The 20,152-nt window shown below is 41.3% G+C and carries 21 protein-coding genes; 17 read left to right on the top strand and 4 right to left on the bottom strand.

What is annotated here, in order from left to right:
- Positions 1-60: 60 nt before the first annotated feature.
- The 8 genes from BO48_RS03335 to BO48_RS03300 all read left to right on the top strand — a co-directional run bounded on the left by BO48_RS03335 (position 61) and on the right by BO48_RS03300 (position 8,430).
- On the top strand, positions 61-1,695 hold the full coding sequence (locus tag BO48_RS03335) for a putative polysaccharide biosynthesis protein (RefSeq protein WP_496366025.1): 1,635 nt from the start codon (positions 61-63) through the stop codon (positions 1,693-1,695).
- Positions 1,695-2,390, top strand: coding sequence for a pseudouridine synthase (locus BO48_RS03330; RefSeq protein WP_496366024.1), 696 nt, complete (start codon positions 1,695-1,697; stop codon positions 2,388-2,390). Before BO48_RS03335 ends, BO48_RS03330 begins: the two co-directional genes overlap by 1 nt.
- Before the next feature lie 69 nt (positions 2,391-2,459).
- Complete coding sequence (locus BO48_RS03325; RefSeq protein ID WP_496366023.1) at positions 2,460-3,071, top strand: hypothetical protein; 612 nt, start codon at positions 2,460-2,462, stop codon at positions 3,069-3,071.
- A 139-nt stretch (positions 3,072-3,210) separates the two neighbouring features.
- A complete protein-coding gene (pepV, locus tag BO48_RS03320; protein ID WP_496366022.1) occupies positions 3,211-4,632 on the top strand; it encodes a dipeptidase PepV in 1,422 nt (473 codons plus the stop codon).
- Positions 4,622-5,470, top strand: a complete 849-nt coding sequence (dat, locus tag BO48_RS03315; protein ID WP_496366021.1) for a D-amino-acid transaminase — start codon at positions 4,622-4,624, stop codon at positions 5,468-5,470. The genes pepV and dat overlap by 11 nt, the downstream gene beginning before the upstream one ends.
- A 219-nt stretch (positions 5,471-5,689) precedes the next feature.
- Positions 5,690-6,481: a phosphotransferase gene (locus BO48_RS03310; RefSeq protein WP_496366020.1), complete on the top strand. Its 792-nt coding sequence runs from the start codon at positions 5,690-5,692 to the stop codon at positions 6,479-6,481.
- Between the two features lie 24 nt (positions 6,482-6,505).
- Complete coding sequence (gene trmB, locus BO48_RS03305) at positions 6,506-7,138, top strand: tRNA (guanosine(46)-N7)-methyltransferase TrmB (protein ID WP_496366019.1); 633 nt, start codon at positions 6,506-6,508, stop codon at positions 7,136-7,138.
- A gap of 89 nt (positions 7,139-7,227) precedes the next feature.
- Positions 7,228-8,430: a MalY/PatB family protein gene (locus BO48_RS03300; protein ID WP_496366018.1), complete on the top strand. Its 1,203-nt coding sequence runs from the start codon at positions 7,228-7,230 to the stop codon at positions 8,428-8,430.
- A gap of 20 nt (positions 8,431-8,450) precedes the next feature.
- On the opposite strand, the gene BO48_RS03295 is transcribed toward BO48_RS03300, so the two are convergent.
- The gene (locus BO48_RS03295; RefSeq protein ID WP_496366017.1) at positions 8,451-8,747 is read right to left on the bottom strand and encodes a hypothetical protein; all 297 of its coding nucleotides are present in this window, start codon (positions 8,745-8,747) and stop codon (positions 8,451-8,453) included.
- A gap of 67 nt (positions 8,748-8,814) precedes the next feature.
- On the opposite strand from BO48_RS03295, the gene BO48_RS03290 reads away from it, so the two are divergent.
- The 9 genes from BO48_RS03290 (at position 8,815) to ccpA (ending at position 17,625) form a co-directional block, all read left to right on the top strand.
- Positions 8,815-9,894, top strand: coding sequence for a M42 family metallopeptidase (locus BO48_RS03290; protein WP_496366016.1), 1,080 nt, complete (start codon positions 8,815-8,817; stop codon positions 9,892-9,894).
- A 17-nt stretch (positions 9,895-9,911) separates the two neighbouring features.
- On the top strand, positions 9,912-10,895 hold the full coding sequence (locus BO48_RS03285) for a PTS sugar transporter subunit IIC (protein ID WP_496366015.1): 984 nt from the start codon (positions 9,912-9,914) through the stop codon (positions 10,893-10,895).
- 29 nt (positions 10,896-10,924) lie between these two features.
- Entirely contained in the window at positions 10,925-11,731 is an 807-nt protein-coding gene (locus BO48_RS03280) for a DUF1444 family protein (protein ID WP_496366014.1), read from the top strand.
- Positions 11,732-12,325, top strand: coding sequence for a YtpR family tRNA-binding protein (ytpR, locus tag BO48_RS03275; RefSeq protein ID WP_496366013.1), 594 nt, complete (start codon positions 11,732-11,734; stop codon positions 12,323-12,325).
- A gap of 10 nt (positions 12,326-12,335) precedes the next feature.
- Positions 12,336-14,024 (top strand): DNA translocase FtsK, encoded by a 1,689-nt coding sequence (locus tag BO48_RS03270; protein WP_496366012.1) that lies wholly within the window; start codon positions 12,336-12,338, stop codon positions 14,022-14,024.
- Positions 14,025-14,049: 25 nt separating this feature from the next.
- Positions 14,050-15,348 carry a UDP-N-acetylmuramate--L-alanine ligase gene (murC, locus tag BO48_RS03265; protein WP_496366011.1) on the top strand — a complete coding sequence of 433 codons (1,299 nt, stop codon included), beginning with the start codon at positions 14,050-14,052 and terminating at the stop codon, positions 15,346-15,348.
- Positions 15,349-15,438: 90 nt separating this feature from the next.
- Positions 15,439-15,966 (top strand): DUF948 domain-containing protein, encoded by a 528-nt coding sequence (locus BO48_RS03260; RefSeq protein WP_496366010.1) that lies wholly within the window; start codon positions 15,439-15,441, stop codon positions 15,964-15,966.
- 41 nt (positions 15,967-16,007) lie between these two features.
- A complete protein-coding gene (locus BO48_RS03255) occupies positions 16,008-16,490 on the top strand; it encodes a YtxH domain-containing protein (RefSeq protein ID WP_496366009.1) in 483 nt (160 codons plus the stop codon).
- Positions 16,491-16,632: 142 nt separating this feature from the next.
- Entirely contained in the window at positions 16,633-17,625 is a 993-nt protein-coding gene (gene ccpA / locus BO48_RS03250; protein WP_496366008.1) for a catabolite control protein A, read from the top strand.
- A gap of 47 nt (positions 17,626-17,672) precedes the next feature.
- On the opposite strand, the gene BO48_RS03245 is transcribed toward ccpA, so the two are convergent.
- Genes BO48_RS03245 through BO48_RS03235 form a run of 3 tightly spaced genes read right to left on the bottom strand, consistent with a single transcriptional unit; the run spans position 17,673 to position 20,113 of the window.
- Positions 17,673-18,821 carry an acetoin utilization protein AcuC gene (locus BO48_RS03245; protein WP_496366007.1) on the bottom strand — a complete coding sequence of 383 codons (1,149 nt, stop codon included), beginning with the start codon at positions 18,819-18,821 and terminating at the stop codon, positions 17,673-17,675.
- Entirely contained in the window at positions 18,818-19,462 is a 645-nt protein-coding gene (locus BO48_RS03240) for a CBS and ACT domain-containing protein (protein WP_496366006.1), read from the bottom strand. The genes BO48_RS03245 and BO48_RS03240 overlap by 4 nt, the downstream gene beginning before the upstream one ends.
- A gap of 18 nt (positions 19,463-19,480) precedes the next feature.
- On the bottom strand, positions 19,481-20,113 hold the full coding sequence (locus BO48_RS03235; protein ID WP_092985584.1) for a GNAT family N-acetyltransferase: 633 nt from the start codon (positions 20,111-20,113) through the stop codon (positions 19,481-19,483).
- Between the last annotated feature and the right edge of the window lie 39 nt (positions 20,114-20,152).

Below are 20,152 nucleotides of genomic sequence, written 5' to 3'. Positions count from 1 at the left end.
TTGAAAGTGATGATATTTTGATTATAATGTAATTTAGTCTAAAATAAGAAGGTTATAAAAATGTCAGATTCAAATAAACTGGTGAGAGGGACATTCTACCTGACTTTGGCGACATTGATCACCAAAGTTTTGGGAATGCTCTACTTGATCCCATTTTACAGTATTATGGGTGGAGAAGAAAACCTGGCCTTATACGGTTATGCTTATACGCCTTACACAATCATGCTGTCGATTGCAGCAGCAGGTGTGCCCGGTGCCGTATCGAAATATGTGGCCAAATATAATGCGCTGGGCGCGTACCAGACGAGTCAGAAGCTGTACAAATCAAGTCTGCTTGTAATGATCGCTTCCGGCGCGCTTGCGTTTTTGGCACTTTATATCGCAGCACCCTACATAGCGAACCTGCAGACACTCGCAGCAGGCAGCGGCGAGGGCAGCTGGACTGCTGAAGATATTACACGCATTATTCGTATCATCGGTATTGCCGTCATCATCATTCCATTTATGGCGACGTTCAGAGGTATATTCCAGGGGTTTGAATCCTTCGGTCCGACGAGTGCGTCATCCGTAGTGGAACAGATTATCAGAATCGCAGTACTTCTGAGCGGTGCCTACATCATCCTTTATGTACTGGACGGTACGGTTCAACAGGCAAACGAAATCGCAGTATTTGCTGCATTCATCGGCGGTATCGGTGCCATCGTGACGCTGTTCGTCTTCTGGAGAAAAAGACAGCCGCACATTCAGAAGCTGGTCAAAGCGGACAACACGGATTACGATTTTTCATATAAGGAAATGTATGGTGAAATCGTCCGCTATGGCATTCCATTTATAATAGTGGGAATCAGTATACCTGTAATGATATTCATCGACCAGCTGACGCATAACAACGGGCTCGCATTAGCCGGCGTACCAGAACAGTATCACGACAGCTGGTTCGGTATGCTGAACTTGACGACGCACAAACTCATCATGATTCCAACTTCTCTTGCAGCAGCTTTCGCAATCAGCATCCTGCCGTTCATCACCAAAAACTTCCAGAGAAGAGAGATGGGCAATGTTCACCATCAGATTAAAATGATGCTGTTGATGCTGTTATTCTTTGCAATACCTGCAGCGATTGGAATGATGATTCTTTCTGCGCCGCTTTATACATCTTTCTACAGCTACAATGAAATGGGCATTAAAATATTAATATTCTATGCACCGGTCAGCATTATCATTTCACTGTTTTCAATCACATGTTCGATTGTACAGGGCATAGATAGACAAAATCTCACATTATATGTCGTGCTTGCAGTGCTTGTAGTCAAAATCGGAATCAACATTCCACTCATTATGCAGTTTCACACAGTCGGTGCGGTGATGGGGACGGCAATTGCACTTGGAATCGGTGTTGTTTTAAACTTGTGGATTATAAAGAAATATGGCGAGTTCCATATCAGTCCGCTAATAAAGCCATTAATGCAGATTGGTTTTTATACTGTGGTCATGCTTTTGGCAGTCGAGGTCGTTTATTTAATTTTACTATTCTCCCTTGATGTTCAGAATAAAGTGGATTCAATCATCATACTTGCTGTGACGGTACCTGTCGGGGCGTTTGTTTATATTTTCCTCTCATTCAGAAGCAGGCTGGCCGACGAGATACTCGGTGCCAGAGCAGATAAAATCAGACAGAAGTTGAGGTTTTTATAATGCGTTTGGATAAGTTTTTGGCAAATGCCGGAATCGGCAGCCGTAAAGAAGTGTCTAAACTGATCAGAGATAAACAGGTGAAAGTCGAAGATGAAGTCATCAATAAACCGAATCACAAAGTTTCATATGACAGCCATATCACGATTAATGATGAACAGGTGGTATTGGAGGAGTTTATTTATCTCATGCTGAATAAACCCCGGGGCGTCATCTCATCCACTGAAGACGGCCCTACGCAGACGGTCATGGAACTGATAGACCATCCGCAGATTGATGAATTGTTTCCTGTCGGCAGGCTGGATAAAGATACAACGGGCCTGCTGATCATCTCAAATGATGGGAAGCTGTCACACAGTTTGCTGAGTCCGAGAAATAAGATAGGGAAAACATATGAAGTCATATTAAAAGAAGATGTGTCGGATGAGGATATCGTAAAATTGGAAGCGGGCATTCCTTTAAAAGATTTCACATCTTCACCTGCCATTGCTAAAAAAGTAGACGACAGGAAAGTCGAATTGACTATATATGAAGGTAAGTTTCATCAGGTGAAGCGCATGTTCATATATTTGAATAACGAAGTGGTCGGGCTGAAACGTCTGAAATTCGGTAATTTAGCCCTGGATGAGATGCTGGAAGCAGGAGAAAGCAGATATTTAACTGGTGAAGAAGTGAATAATTTAACACACCTTGTTTAAATCATTTAAGATTGGGTAAATATTTATTAGTAATTACTTCAAAATTAAATTAAATAGAGGTGTATTAAAATGGGAAGATTAATTAATGGTTTAGTCAAACTGGCTGCACTCGTCGGTGTGGCAGCAGCAGTTAAGAAACTCTCTGAGAAAGACAACAGGGATGCGGTAGTGAATGAGTACAACAAGGCAAAGGAAAATCCGAAAGAATATGCCCAAAATGTACAGAATAAAGTTAGTGAGAAAGCTAGTGTAGTTCAGGATAAAGCAAAAGAAGAGTATTCAAAAGCAAAAGAGGACCCTAAGCAATATGCACAGAATGTCCAATCAAAAGCGACAGAGCAGGCCAAAGATTATCAGAACAAGATGTCAGACCAGGCAAAACAATATCAGGATAAAGCAAAGACTGAATTTAACAAAGCTAAAGAAGATCCAAAAGGATATGCAGAAAATGTTCAGTCAAAAGTTAAGAAAGAAAAGCACGATGTAAAACCTGATGCAGTAGATGGTGACGGCCACTTGACGACCGATCAGGAAGAAGGCAACTTCGACTCTGAAGGTGGATTTGTCCACCCGGAAGAAAACCCGAATTCTGAAGTTGTCAATGATAAAGGCGAAATTGATGATAATCATAATATCCATGTCGTTTATGATGAAGATCAGGATGAGGACAATAAGAAATAATCGTTTATTCACACAACCGGTTCATATGAACCGGTTTTTTTATTGTGAAATTTTTAAATATGATGTTACGATTGCTTGTTTTTATACTCAAATATATTTATCATTAAAAATAAACGACTATAAGTAAGGATGAACGGACATGGACTTTCAGGCGCTTGTCAATCAACATAAAGACTCATTGATTGAAGATTTGATCGGATTATTGGAAATAGAAAGTGTGAAAGGGGACAGAACAGAAGGTGCACCGGTCGGAGAAGGACCGAAAGCTGCCCTGGACTACATGCTGGACCTCGGTAAAAGGGATGGTTTCATAACAAAAGAAGTCGACAATCTTGCCGGTCATATCGAAGCCGGTGAAGGCGATGAGATTTTCGGAGTATTGGGGCATGTCGATGTCGTGCCGCCCGGTACAGGATGGGATAATAAGCCATTTGAAGCGGTTGTGACGGAGGACTCGATTACAGCACGCGGTGTCCAGGATGATAAAGGACCGACGATGGCTGCATATTATGCGATGAAAATTCTGCATGAACAGAATGTGGATTTCAAATTGAAAACGCGTCTGATCATCGGGACAGATGAAGAATCAGACTGGGAATGTACGAAAGCTTATTTTGCCAGTGAAGAAATGCCGGCGGCGGGCTTTGCTCCGGATGCTGCATTTCCTTTGATATATGGGGAAAAAGGAATTACATCCTTCAATATTGTACAGAAGCATACATTGCTGGATGAGGAAGAACCTAATATTGAACTGAAAGTTTTAATTTCAGGCGAGAGATATAATATGGTCCCTGAAGAAGCGGAAGCAAAATTGAAAGTGATTCAAAATATGACGGAAGTCATCCAGTCATTCGAAGGCTTTTTAAGAAACACAGGTGCAGAAGGCAACTACGAAGTGGATAATGGTTTCCTGAATATAAGAATAAAAGGGCGGAGTGCCCATGGTTCAACACCGGAAGCCGGCATGAATGCGGGCTTTATTCTGATTGAATTTCTGAGCACTATGGAGCTTGACGATAACGCAATGAACTTTGTGGATTTTGCGAATAAGTATATCGTCGGAAACTACAAAGGCGAGCAATTTGATATGGCGCATACTCATGAGGATATGGGTGAGGTCAGTGTCAACACCGGGATGATCAATTATACAGAGGTGGATGGTGCAAGCTTCGGCGTCAACCTGAGATACCCGGAAGGTCTGGATTTCAACAGCGGAATCCATGCACTTAAGAGCAGGATACTCAATGAAGGTTTCACAATTGAAGATCTGTCGGATGAACCCCCTCATTATGTAAATCCGGAGGACCCGCTCGTCAAAGTGCTTCTGGACAGCTACAGAAATCATGTGGAAGATGATACCGAGCCATTCACAATCGGCGGCGGAACTTATGCAAGAACGCTTGAAAGAGGCGTCGCGTTCGGTGCCATGTTCAATGATACGAAAGACACGATGCACCAGAAGAATGAGACGATGAAAATAGATGAACTGCTGAAAGCCACTGCAATTTATTTAGAGGCGATTTACAGAATATGTGTAGAAGGTGAAGCCAATGAGAATTAGTTATTATAACGGACAGTATATGAACCACGAGGAAATGAGTATAAAAAGTGGAGACCGTGCGTTTTATTTTGGCGATGGTGTCTATGAAGTCATCCGTATTTATGATGGCAATTTTTTCACTTTTGATGAACATGTCGACAGACTGCTGCAAAGTGCCGGGGAAATTTTGATCAGGGACGTGGGCCGTGATGAAATCGTGGAAATACTCCATGAAATAAAATACCGCAACGTTATTCTTAACGGTGCACTCTACATTCAGGTATCAAGAGGAATCGCTCCACGCGACCACGGTTTTCCGCATGTGACTAAACCGGTCATCTATGCAAGCATCAGAGAAGCTAAGCGACCGCTGGGACCGATGAATTCGGGTGTGGAAGCAGTGACTGCCGAAGATTACAGATGGCTGAAGTGCCATGTTAAAAGTCTGAACCTGCTTGCCAATGTCATGGAGAAACAGTATGCAGTGGAAAATGGTGCCAAAGAGACGATTTTGCATCGTGACGGTGTGGTGACGGAAGGCTCTTCGACCAATGTATTCATGGTGAAAAATGAAGTTCTGTTTACGCATCCGGCAAACAATCTGATATTGAACGGCATCACCCGGAGGGTTGTTCTCGGACTGGCAGAAGAAAACGATATTTCTGTCAGGGAAGAAGGGTTTACGGTGTCGGATATGAGTGAAGCGGATGAAGTGTTCTATACAAGTACGACCCAGGAAATCATTCCGGTCATCAAAGTGGACGGCAGATCTGTGGGTGACGGTAAGCCAGGACGGGTCACGCAGCAGCTGCAGGAATACTTTAATAAAAAAATCACACTATTAAATTCAGTTAAATAAAGTTAACGAGTGATATTACACTTATATTTTTAAAGTATGATGAAGCCTTATAATATGTGACTTTGACGGCTGTTTTATTGCTGTTGTCATATAAATTAAAAAATATGAGTCTTGAAATCACACCGCAAACACTATATTATTTTAATCACGAAACAAAAAAAGGGCGCTATAATATATAATTATTTTAGCGTCTTTTAAGGACGAAGAGAGGTGTGGAATTTGGAGCATTTCTATCAGCTCGGCTGGACACTGGACCCCGCAGGCGGTGCATCAGGTGAGGCTTATAAAGCCGAACAGGATGGCCGGAAGCTCTTTCTGAAACGCAATGCCAGCCCCTTTATAGCAGCACTATCAGCAGAAGGTATAGTGCCGAAGTTGGTTTGGACGAAACGCATAGAAACGGGAGAGGTCGTAACAGCACAGCATTGGAAGAATGGCCGTGAGCTGACCCATGAAGAGATGTCTTCAAACAGGGTGGCAGCGTTGATGAAGAAAATTCATTCATCAGGACCGTTGTTGACTATGCTTAAGAAAATAGGCATGAAACCGATGTTACCCGACTTATTATTGAATAAGATTCAATCTTCATTATCCCCTAAAGTGAATGCACACCACACTGTAAGAAGTGCCATTCAATATTTAGAAAATGAAATTCCAAAACTGGATCAATCATTGAGTACAGTCTGCCACGGTGATGTAAATCATAACAATTGGCTGCTGTCCGATCAGGATGAATTATTCTTAGTAGATTGGGAAGGCGCGATGATTGCAGACCCTGCAATAGATATCGGTATCATCCTTTACACTTATGTTCCGGCAGAAAAATGGGATGAATGGCTGGAATCATACGGCATAAAATATGATAGAGATTTAAGAAAACGCATGAAATGGTACACATTGGTCCAGGCAATTACGATGGTGCAGTGGTATGAAGACCATAAGCGTTTTAAAGATATGAACGACTGGATACTGTTCTTGAATCACGTGATTAAAAGAGATCGGTTCATCTAGTGGAAAAGTGAATGGAGCAGCAGGATGAGAATTCGTAACAAACCATGGGCCATGGATTATTTGAAGGACAATGGCCATATTGTGGATACAGAAATGACTTATAAAAATAAAGTCAAAAACTTTTTTGATGTTGATCAGCCGTTGCACATTGAAGTCGGGACGGGCATGGGGACATTCATTACAGAACTTGCCGTAAGAAACCCCGATATCAATTATCTTGGCATCGAGCTGGATAAGAATATCATCATCAGAGTAGTGGAAAAGATTATTGAACTGGATTTGAAAAACATCAGACTGGCACTGTTGGATGCGAATTATATCAGCGACTATCTGAATGAAGGTGAAGTTTCAAAAATTCACCTGAATTTTTCAGACCCGTGGCCGAAAACAAGGCATGCAAGAAGACGTCTTACTTATCATACTTTCTTAAAACAGTATCATCATCTTTTGGATGGTGAAGGCAGCCTGCAGTTTAAAACTGATAATCGCGGTTTATTCGAATACAGCTTAAAAAGCATGAACGAATACGGCATGAAGTTTGATGAAATCATTTTGGACCTTCATGAGGAAGAGCCCGAAGATAACATACGAACCGAGTATGAAGAGAAATTCTCAAAGAACGGCAGCAGAATATATTTATTGAAAGCATCTTTTTAAGATGCTTTTTTTCTTTGCCTTTGCAATGTAATTATCGGTAAAGAATGATAAAATATAATGTGAAGAAATTATACGTGGAGGGGAAGCTTTTGAGCAAGTTCAATTTCGATAAAGAAACGACCAGAGAAGGCACTTACAGTATTCAGTATGAAGGCACTGAGCCGTTATTCGGACGTACGGGGCTCGCACCATTCTGGATAGCTGATATGGATATTGAAACACCTGAAGCCATTACAGAAGCAATGAAAAAAAGGCTGGATAACGGCATTTTCGGCTATACAATCTGGAAAAACTCCAAATTTTACGGCCCTGTCAAACAGTGGTGGAAATCCCGCTACAATGTGGATTTGACGGATGACATGATCACTTATGCACCGTCTGTGCTGTATACGGTGAGTGAAGCGGTGCGTCTCCACTCAAACGAGGGCGACGGCGTTATTTTGAATATGCCGACATACAATGCATTTTTGAAAGTTTTAAAGGGAAATGACCGTAAGGTGGTTTCATGTTCTCTTATTGAAGAGGATAATGAATACTCATTCGACTTCGACCACTTTGAAAAATTGTGCCAGGCACCTGAAAATAAAGTGTTCGTCCATTGTAATCCGCATAACCCGACCGGAAAAGTCTGGTCGAGAGAAGATCTTCAGAAGATGAAAGATATCTGTATCCACAATGATGTCTTTTTCATCAGTGATGAGATTCATATGGATTTTGTAAGGCCAAAAGAGAAGTTCGTATCCATGGCCGAGCTGATGGATGAGGGGGACCCGATCATTGTAACAACAGGTCTCGGAAAGACTTTTAATCTGGCGAGTATACCGCATTCATATTTCATCACTAAAAATAAAGAGCTGAGAAATAAAATCGTCTATGAATATGACCATCGCTACAATGTAGGCACGGCAAACAGTCTGGTTCTGTCGGCGATTGACGCTGCCTATACGGACTGTGGTGAGTGGGTGGATGAACTGAACGATCACCTGGAAGGAAACTTTGATTATATCGAGGAATACATCAATGAACATCTGTCAGATTATCTGTCATTCAAAAAGCCGGAATCAACTTATTTAGCGTGGATCAGCTTTGAGAAATGCGGAATTGAAGATGCCGAGATGCATAAAGCGCTTGTAGATATAGGGGGCATTGCTGTGTCGCCCGGTCATATTTACGACGTTGTCGACAACGGACGTTTCAGGATGAACGTTGCTTCCGGCAGAATGCGTATTGAATCCGGCATGGAACGTATTCATAAAACGATTGAAAAACTGAAAGAAGACGGCAGGGTGTAAAAGGGTAAAAAAACAGGAGATTACTGATTAGTAATCTCCATGATTTCACCTGTATAAGCATCAGCCATAAATTGGTACTTCGAAACATCTTCACCTTCACCAACATGGACGACGCCATTGATCACTTTGGATTTCATTCCAAGGAAGTTTCTTTCGTCCGTCTGATAATCCAGAGAGATGAATGAAACATCATCGAATTGTAAATGTAAACCATCAATCACTTTTTGAGCATCTACCGTCCGGTAAAGGAAAAACCAGATTAATGCCGGTACAGAAGTGAGAACTGTAAATAATAAAACTATTCTACGCTTTGACATAAAACTACCTCCTTAAATGTAGTTTACCATATGAAATAAATGAAAATCATCTTAAAGGGGAATTATCATGAATTTATCACAAAAAACTTTGGATAGAATGAAAGCATTAACTGAATTGCACGGGGCACCCGGCTTTGAAGATCTTGTCAGGAAGTATTTGAGAAAAGCGCTCGAACCACTATCTGACGAAATCATCACCGATGGCCTGGGCGGTATTTTTGCCGTTAAGAAAAGCGGTAAGGAAAATGCACCAAAAGTAATGATTGCAGCTCATATGGACGAAGTGGGCTTTATGGTGACAGAACTCAAAAAGAACGGACTTATAAAGTTCGTGCCGCTCGGTGGATGGTCGAGCGATGTTTTATTAAGCCAGAAATTAAAATTGCGTACAAGCGATGATAAAGAGATTACGGGTATCGTCGGCAGTGTACCGATTCACTTCCGTAAAGGCGGAAAGGATAAAAAGACTGAAATCAAAGATATGCTATTTGATGTCGGTGCCGACAGCGAAGATGAACTGAGGGAGATGGGCATCGAAGTCGGTGATTCAATCGTTCCCGATGTTCAGTTTGAAGTAATGGAAAATGATAATAAACTCCTGGCGAAAGCATGGGATAACAGATACGGCTGTCTGATAGCGATCGAAGTTCTGGAATCATTGAAAGATGTGAATCTCGATTGTGATCTGTATGTCGGGGCGAATGTTCAGGAAGAAGTCGGCTTAAGAGGCGCCAAAGTGAGCAGTAACATGGTCAAGCCTGACGTCGCATTTGTTGTGGACTGCTCCCCGGCGAATGATATGATGGGCAAGAAAGATGATACTGGAAAAATCGGCGGCGGCACGTTACTTCGAATAATGGATCGAACAATGATCTTATCCAAACCGATGAGAGAGTATATGATCGATATTGCTGAGCAGAATAACATAAAATATCAATACTATACTTCACCGGGCGGTACGGATGCGGGAAGTATACACGTCTCCAATGAAGGTGTCATTTCGGGAGTTGTCGGAATTTGTGCAAGATATATTCATACTTCGCATTCAATTATCGACTATAATGATTATATGGAAGCACACAAGTTTTTATCGCACCTTGTACAAGGTGTAAATTCTGATGTCGTTAAAACCTTAAACGGCCGATAAACGGATGGTATAAAATTATGAGAAAATTATTAAGACGCTGGTTCATCGACGGGATGAGCTTTATGGCTTTAGGATTGTTTTCTTCTTTGATTATTGGTCTGATCATGGATACGATAGGGACTTATATTCCATTTCTATCATTCATGACTGAAATCGGTGCAGTAGCCATGGCATTGACCGGAGCGGCAATTGGTGCCGCCATCAGCTATGGTTTGAAGGCGCCGCCGCTTGTTGTTTTTTCAACTGTTGTCGTCAGTTATGCCGCATATGAATTTGGCGGTGCGGCCGGCAGCTTCATCGCAAGTATCGCAGCAGTTGAAATCAGCCGTTTGTACAGCGGGAAAACAAAAATAGATATTATAGTCACACCGCTGCTGACAATTACTGCAGCGTATGGAGTTGCCCAGTTTGTCGGACCTTGGATCGGTGACTTCATGACAAGTGTGGGCGGCTTCATCGTCTTTGCGACTGAACAGCAGCCGTTTGTCATGGGCATACTGGTTGCAGTGGTTTTCGGTCTGATGCTGACTGCACCGCTATCCAGTGCAGCGCTCGCACTGATGCTTGAAATCAGCGGCCTGGCAGCAGGCGCTGCGGTAATCGGCTGCTGCTGCCATATGGTCGGGTTTGCCGTGCAGGGATACCGGGATAATGGTATATCAGGACTGATTTCGCTTGGAATCGGAACTTCAATGCTGCAGGTGTCGAATGTATTTTTAAATCCGTTTATCATTGTGCCGCCTACACTCGCAAGTGCCATCATTGCGCCGATAATGACCGTATTCTTTCCAATGGAAAACAATGCGGCAGGCGCAGGCATGGGAACCAGTGGTTTTGTCGGCCAGATAATGGCGATAGAAACGATGGGGATGTCAGTGCAGGTAATTGTACTGATTCTTGTATTCCATATTGTTTTACCGGCCGTGGTCACGTATTTGATCTATATTCTGATGAGACAACTTGGAATGATCAAGGAAGGCGACCAGGCTTTACAGCATTAAAATAAGTAGAAATTATTGGAGGCATTCTGATGAATGTTTTTAAACTGAAAGATTTAATATTAGAAAAACTAAATGCAAAGCGTGATGATTTTGATTTTAAATTCAACAGGAAAGATGAAGAGCTCAGAATCGAACGCAAGGACAATAAAAAAGGTGTCGATATAGAGCTTGCCAAAGCGGCTCAAAAAGCTAAAAATGATGATGAATTCGTAGATGAAATCATTTACTATATTGATGAAACATTAACACGCATGGAAGATGAATCGGTCGATCTGGACCAGTCCATGATTTATCCGGTCGTCAGATCGACGAGTTTTTATGAAGAAACCAAAAGCGGGCTTAAATTCATCATGGATGATCACACGAATGAAACGAGAGTCTACTATGCAATGGATTTTAAAAACAGCTATCGTCTGATTGATGAAAAGCTGGCTGAATCATTCGGTATGAGCCACGAAGATATCAGAGTGCTTGCATATAACAACCTGGGCAATTTGAAAATAGATTATAAAAAGCAGACTGTGCAGGAAAATGACTTTTATTTTGTGAATCATAATGACGGCTACGACGCCTCCAGAATCCTTAACGAACAGTTTTTAAATGATATGCATGAAATATGTGAAGGCGAGATGATGGTCGGACTGCCGCACCAGGATGTACTGATTGTGGCAGATGTCAAAAATGAAGTGGGTTACGATATCATGGCCCAGATGATGATGCAGTATTTTGCAGAAGGTCTGACGCCAATCACTTCATTATCATTCTCATACAGAGAGAAAAGATTGCAGCCGGTATTCATACTCGGCAAACAAAAGAATTCAAAAAGAGGGAAGTAAATGAAACTGACTTATAATAATGCTTATGTTGGCGATGTATTGCTGGTATCTTTAAGAAGTGCGAAATCACCGTCCTATACACATCATGACGGTGTGACGGTCATCAAGGAAAATGATGAAACAGTCGGCGTGAATATTTTCAATGCTTCAGACAAATTTGAACTCGAAAAAGATGTGGTCAATGTCATTCCGAGTGAAACTCATGTTAATAAAATTAATGAAATTTTATCCTCGGTCGGCGAAGAGCAGATTGAAGCGGATCTGGATCCAAAATTCGTTGTTGGATACGTTACTGAAAAATCACAGCATCCTGATGCAGATAAGCTGAATGTCTGCCAGGTGGATGTCGGGGATAATAACCTGAAAATTGTCTGCGGTGCTCCGAATGTCGACTCGGGCCAAAAAGTGGTCGTAGCGAAAGTCGGCGCGTGGATGCCGGACGGTATGTATATTAAACCGTCAAAGCTGAGAGGCGTTGAATCGAATGGTATGATTTGTTCTAAAAAAGAATTGAATCTGGAAGATGATGGGATTGACGGAATCTATGTATTAAATGATAACTATGAAGTCGGTCAATCATTTGCAGTGAATTAAGGGTGAGATTATGGCTAGATCAAGGAAAAGAAGAGAATTTAAACCTGTGGATGCAGAGGAAAACCTGACAGAAGAGCGTTTTAGATTTCCGCTTGATATAGACGATGATATAAAAAAGCAACCGGTTGAGAGACGGGAAAATGATGGTGCCGATTTTGTCAGAAGAGACAGAAGACGTGAGCATCATCAATCAACGAATTTGCCGGATACAAGTAAATCCAGCTTCATATTGAAAAAGGCGAGGGATATTCCATCGCCTGTTCATGGTCTGAAAAAGTATGAACTTGAGAAGAACGAAGAACCGGCACCGGAGACACCCGAAAATCCGGATGAAACGAATTATGATGACATACAGTCAGTAATCATCCGTGATATTGTAAAAGCAAGAAATCACAAAAGACACCGTGATAATGTCAAAAGAGAAGCTGCGATGAAGAGAAGAAAAGAGGAAGCCGAATCCAGAAGTTCTCAAAATTTAAAATCAGCCATCAAACCTCTGACAAAAAAGAAAAAGTCATTGAAGGAAGATAAAATTCCAACGCACACGATGGGGACACCTGTTAAAATGAAATCCGCATCAGCCGAAAAACGATATGGCCCCACGCTCAGTCTGCCTTCGCTTGATATGCTCGGTAAAATGCAGACATCTGACTATGCTTCTGAAGAGAAAGATCTCAGCGATGCGATTGTTCAGGCTTTCAACGCCAATGGTGTGCCGGCGAGTATCAATGAATATAAATCAAATGGCATCATCGGTACGCATGAATTGAAATTAAACCGGAATTTTCGGATCAGTAATATTTCGAAGCTTAAAGCACATATTTTGCCTTATTTACCAGTGGAAGAAATGCGTGTCGTTGCTCCGATTATCGGTACAAGCCATATAGGGGTTGAAATCCCATTGAGGGAACCGAGGCCTATTTATTTCAGTACCTTATTTCAAAAGAGCAGTTTGAAATTGAGGAAAAATGATTATAAATTTATTTTTGGAAAAATTGTGGATGATCAGATTTTCAGCTATGAACTCCCGAAGGCGGGGCATCTGCTGGTCTACGGCGGAAAAAATGATGAAGCGGCACACTTGATAGACAATTTCATCATATCAATGCTGATGAACCATACTTCACATGACTTAAAGTTCAAATTTGTTACAAGCAATGACAAGTACGATGATTATAAGCGGTTGAATTACTTATTTTCTGAACATGAGACGATCAAGTCAACCGACGCTTTGGATGATATATTACAGGAAGTGAATTCCAGATCAAATCAATTCAGGCGTGCACATGTACGGAATATATCCAGTTTCAATCAGCGTGTCAGCCATGCTAATAAAAAAAGTGTTATAGTAGTTGTTATTGATGATTTCAGCGAGCTTATTCAGAGTAATAATCATGAAGCCATCAGTGCTGTTGTGCAAATTCTGAAAAAAGGCAAACCGCTGGGTATCCATCTGCTGATCCGGCATGGTGATCCGGCTGCTAAAATAGGATATGAACTGCTGCAGCTGCTTCAGACTAAAGTCTCCTTTAAAGATGACAGAAACCAAGTGATCAAGGGATCGGACAATTTAGTGGAAGGCAATGACATGCTGGTTCAAATTCCAACTTCTAATAAACCCCTTAGAGTCAACAGGGGAGAAATAGAAAAAGAAACCAAGGATAAAGTTTTAAAGTTCATACGTGAGCAACAACCTTAATATATTGAGAAAGTTTGGTGTCCCTGTGGAAAAATTTCATTTTATTGGTATAAAAGGTGCAGGTATGAGTGCGCTTGCTCAAGTACTGCATGACCTGGGTCATGTCGTTCGGGGCTCTGACATTGATAAGGAAGTTTTTACAGAATTCCAATTGAGAGATAAAGGAATAGATATTCTGACTTTCGATGAGAGCAATGTCGAAGAGGGCTATACTTATATTGCAGGAAATGCATTTAAAGATGATCATATTGAGATTAAAAAAGCTATGGAGAGCAATTTCAAAGTAATCAGGTACCATGAATTCCTGGCTGAATTCATGAGCCGTTTCACTTCTATAGCAGTCACCGGTGCCCATGGAAAAACTTCAACGACGGGACTGCTCAGCCATGTGATGAACGGTGATGTTGAAACCACTTTTTTAATCGGTGACGGGACAGGGTTCGGGTTGAAGAGCAGCGATTATTTCACATTTGAATCCTGTGAGTATAAAAGACATTTCCTAAGCTATCATCCGGACTATGCGATTATAACAAATATCGATTTCGACCATCCGGATTACTTTAAAGATCTGGATGACGTCATCGATGCGTTCAATGCAATGGCCTCACAGGTCAAAAAGGCTGTCATCGCATTCGGCGGAGATGAAAATATCAATAAGATCAAAGTGGATGTACCAATGTACACTTACGGCATTGAAGGAGACTTTGATGTCACCGCAACCAATATAAGAACAACAGAAAAAGGTACAGAATTCGAAGTGTCAATTGGCGATGATTTCAAAGATACCATCGTCATACCGATGTATGGAGATCATCATGTTTTAAATTCATTATCTGTCATTGCTGTATGTTATTTTGAATCACTGAATATGAATAATATAAAAGAAGCATTCCTTACATTCGGGGGAGTGAAGCGCCGTTTCAGCGAGACATATATTAATGAAATGGTCCTGGTTGATGATTATGCGCACCATCCGAAAGAAATCAAAGCAACACTTGAAACAGCGCGTAAAAAATATCCGGGAAGAGAAATCGTATCCGTCTTCCAGCCTCATACTTTTTCAAGGACGGAGAAGTTTTTGAATGAGTTTGCCGAAGCTCTGAACGAATCTGATAAGACTTATATCGTAGATATATTCAGTTCGGCAAGAGAGTCGGCCGGTAATTTGTCCAGTGCGGACTTGAGCAACTTAATACCCGGTGCCACTGTCTTGAACGATGATGATTTGGAATTATTGAATAACCATGAAAATGCAGTGATTATATTTATGGGCGCAGGGGATATTCAAAAATATGAAAAAAGATTTACAGAATTATTATCATAATTTGCAATAAATATGTTTACTAATGGCCGAATTAGGCTATTTTAAATAATGAATAAAAAAATTGTCTAAAGAAGATGGAGGCGTTTGATTATGGATTGGCAGCTTATATTGGCTATTGCTGCAGGTATAGCGGCAATTGCTTTATTGATTGTTGCAATTGCAGTGGCTTATGTAATTTTACCTGTTAAAAAGAATTTAGATCATATTGCAAAAACACTGGATGGTGTTGAAGGGCAAATTCAAGGTATCACAAGAGAATCTACAGATTTACTTCATAAAGCAAATCGCTTAACTGAAGATGTTCAGGGTAAATCACAAAAATTGAATTCAGTTGTAGATGCAGTTCAAGGTATGGGTGATTCAGTCAGCAATCTGAACAGTTCAGTGGACAGAGTGACAAACTCTATCACTCATAACATTTCACAAAATGAAGATAAGATCTCACAAGTTGTCCAATGGTCCAATGTCGCAATGGAAGTTGCAGATAAATGGCAGATGAGACAACGACGCAACAAGTCTTACAACACGAATACACAGGCATCAAATGACGACGAGAATCTGCCGGTAGCAGTGAATTCCCCTTCACCGGGAGATGACAGTTCCGGAGAGAATCATTAACAGTCATTATTCAATAATTGAAGAGGAGGTCTTTATAAATTATGGAAACTTATAATAGGGATCGCCATTTACACGGTGTAGAAGAATATGAACAGCAAATCCACAGCACTACAGGCCGTGATTTCACAATCGGCCTTGTTCTCGGGCTTGCAGTAGGTACAATCGGAGGATTGTTCCTCGCACCGAAATCTGGTGATGCGTTAAGGGATGACATCTCTGATACAACCAACAAATTCACACAGACTTTCAACTCAAAAGAGAACGGCGGTTTTGACAGCGAATCACTTAAAGAAAAAGCGGAACAGAAAACTGAAGAGTTACGTTCCAAGATTGAAGCTAAAAAAGATGAAGCCGTTGCAAAGAAAAGTGAATTAGAAGAAAAACAACGCATCAAAAACATGGATGAAGAAGATATTCAGGCTCAAAAGAGAGCAATACAGGACGATGTAGCCGACGAGGGTGCAGATGACCCGAGAACAGTCGACATGTCCAAGTTTGCTGAAGAAGATAAAGATAATAAGTAACTTCAATTAACCACATGTTATTCATGTGGTTAATTTTTTTATGTGATTATTACAACAATCAGTATAATTAAGATGCAATCACTGTCCTGTTCATGTTATTATTAAAAACAAACGCTTACATATTTATTCAGGAGGTGTACATATGACAGTAACTATTTATGATGTAGCACGTGAAGCAAAAGTCTCCATGGCTACTGTGTCCCGGGTACTTAACGGTAACCCCAACGTTAAGCCGGAGACGAGAAAAAAAGTTAAAGAAGTCATTAAAAAATTAAACTACAGGCCAAATGCTGTCGCTAGAGGATTGGCGAGTAAAAAGACGACAACAGTTGGCGTAATCATACCGGATATATCCAACTTGTATTATTCGTCTTTGGCAAGAGGGCTTGATGATATTGCTGAGATGTATAACTATCAGACGATCATCGCAAATACTGACAATGATCCGGAAAAGGAAAGGAACTCATTTTTGAACCTGATCAGCAAGCAGGTTGACGGTATTGTATTTCTCGGCGGTACCTTGAATGAGGAGACAATTGAAGACATTAAAGGATCGAATGTTCCGGTCGTTATATGCGGAACGAGTGAGAAGGATGCAAACCTGCCTTCAGTAAACATTGATTACTTTAAAGCGATCAAAGAAATATCAAACCATTTATTTGAAAATGGAGCGAAAGATATATTTTTCGTCAAGGCACTTTATTCCCAACAGCTTGAACGTCATATTGAAGATGGGCTTAAGGAAGCTTACAGAGAAAATAACCTGCCTTTCAAAGAGGAATACATTCAGGAAGTCGCAACTCACTACCATGCAGGAAGAGACGTATTCGACCGTCTGCTCGACGAGGAGAATGTAGACGTCCTTATCACGATGAGTGATGAAGCGGCTGTCGGGATGCTGCACGGCGCTTTAGACCGCGGTATCAGCTTTCCAAACAAGTTGCAGCTTGTAAGCTGCAGCAATACGAACCTGGTGCATATGATGCGTCCTCCTGTGACGAGTATTGCGATACCATTGTATGATATCGGAGCAGTGGGCATGAGACTGCTGACGAAGTATATGAAAGATGAACCTGTGGATGAACCGAACGTCATCCTGCCTTATCTCATCGAATACAGATCTTCTACAAAATAATAAAAACCTCTGGTTGGAGTCAATATATAACTCCAGTTAGAGGTTTTTTATATTTGTTCCAGATACATCAGTATTCTCTGGAGCATGCCTTCATTTTTTTCAGTGATATCATTCTTTCTCGGTATCTCCTGGAAGTCACTTAAATCATCCTCCCACAATGTCGGGAATTCGACCTTGCTTTTGCTTTGATATTTTTCAAGAAAAGCATCGGGCAGCTTGCCGCGCGGTGGTTTTTCATTGTTCATCGCCAGCCATATCTGTGCCCACATCCTCGGTACAACTTGCCATATATTATAGCCACCGCCACCGACAGCAATCCATTTGCCGCCTGTATATTCATCGCTGAGACGATTGACGATACGCGGGATTTCTTCATATGATTTCGAAGTCAAAGCGAGATGGGTCATCGGGTCTCTGTAATGTGCATCCACTCCGTTTTGGCTTAACAGGATATCCGGCTTGAATTTGATGATTGCATTTTCCAGACTGTCTTCAAAAATACTTAAAAATGATTCATCTTCTGTAAAAGCATCGACAGGTAAATTGACTGAAAATCCGAAACCTGCATCGCCGCCTCTTTCCGTTGTGGAACCGGTGCCCGGAAATAAGTATCTTCCCGTCTCATGAATGGAGTAGGTCATCACTTCATTAGTATTATAGAAAGTAAACTGTACACCGTCGCCGTGGTGGGCATCCGTATCAATATAAAGGACTTTCAGACCGTAATGCTTTCTCATATATTCAATGGCTACCGCCGAATCATTATAAATGCAAAATCCGCTGGCACGACCGGTAAAACCGTGATGTAGTCCGCCGGCAAGGCTCAGAACCTTATTTGCATTGCCTTTCACCACTTCATCTACAGCGGTCAGTGTGGCGCCGACCAGCATTTTACTTTTTTCGTGCATATCATCAAAAGTTGGCGTATCCTCACCCGCGAGACCGTAACTTTCCATCTGGGACCCAGGAAGTGAGCCTTCACCGGCTTTTTTGACTGCTTCTACATAATCAGGCTGATGAACAAGCAATAGCTCCTCATCAGTCGCTTTTCTCGGTTTAATGATGTCTTCTTCTTTTAAAAAACCTGATGCTGTCAGTAAATCAGTTGTCATTTTTACTCTCATTTGATTAAAGGGGTGCTGATCATTGAATCTGTATTCAAGCAATGATTTATCATATACATATAATGGTTTCATCTCAAACCCATTTTGTCAGGAGTCAGCACATTGAACCCCTGTTCCTGTAGTCTTTGTATTGCAAATTTCGGATTCATCGCCTGAACGCGTAATACAATGATTTTATTCCCCTTGGTTTCCTTATTCTTATAAACTGACACACTGATTATTCTAATGTTCAAATCTTTGAATACTTTTCCTACTTCATAGATGACGCCTGTCTTGTCTTCGATATCTATCTCAATGATCGATCCAGGTTCTTTTATACCGGTCAGCTCCAGGAAAGTGTTAAGCATATCCTTTTGTGTAACGATACCGACGATTTTACCTTCTCTGACCACAGGAATCGCACCAATCGCAAAATGATAGAAATCAAGGGCAATTTCCTCAACGAAGTCCATGGGATGGCAATAGGTCACGTTCGTCCTCATTATTCTGGACAGCGGCTGTTCCAGATTCATAACGGGATCTTCATCAGACAGTACGGACGGCAGTGTCATTTTAACATCTCTGTCTGAAACGATACCGACTAATTTATCTTCCTCATTGGTGATGGGCACATGCCTGAATGAATACCGGCTCATCATATTGAGCGCTTCTTCAATTGTATTTTCCGGGGACAGCGTCCGGACAGGCGATGTCATAATTCTTTCTACTAACATTTAATATCCTCCTCAGCATTAGAAAAAGAAGCGGTCTTTAAAACGGATTTTATCGAATTCCATCATTTGCTCCCTTTTAATATTGTTGCCTATTCGTGCCATAAGCGTATTGGCGGGGTGGGCCGTGATTTCAGGGTCATTGGTCTGAAATACTTCAAATCCGGCGCTTGCCATCAAATTGATCATAATATCTTTATATTCGTAGACACTGAGACTGTTATTTTTCAAGTCCCAGTGCCAATAGTATTCGGTGGTGATTATAATATAGTTTTCTACAAACGAATCTTCCATTGTCAGCTGAATCAATTTTTTACCGATGCCGCCGCTGCGGTAGCCTAAAGATATCTCTACCGCGCCAAGTTCAATGAGGTAGGGCAGATTGCCGTCAGACCATCTTTCAAGTTCGTCAGGGTAGTGGTAGGTGACATATCCAATAATATGTTCGCCATCACGTGCTATTATGATTCTGCCTTCATCGAGATCGGCGATTTCCAAAATCGCTTCAAACTGATCCTTCGGTCTTCTGAAAGCATCCAAACCATCATCAAAGCTGTATGTCTTTAAAGTATCGCTGGAAACAGGTCCCTCGATAACTATTTTCCGGTCATTTAGAGTGAGAAGTTCCTGATGATAAGTTTTTTGGTGCTGCACAAATCACACCTCCTGATTAATAAGATTTAAAAATTTTGA

This window comes from Lacicoccus kunmingensis DSM 17847 (assembly GCF_059568765.1).
This window is presented reverse-complemented; position numbering and strand designations above follow the sequence as displayed.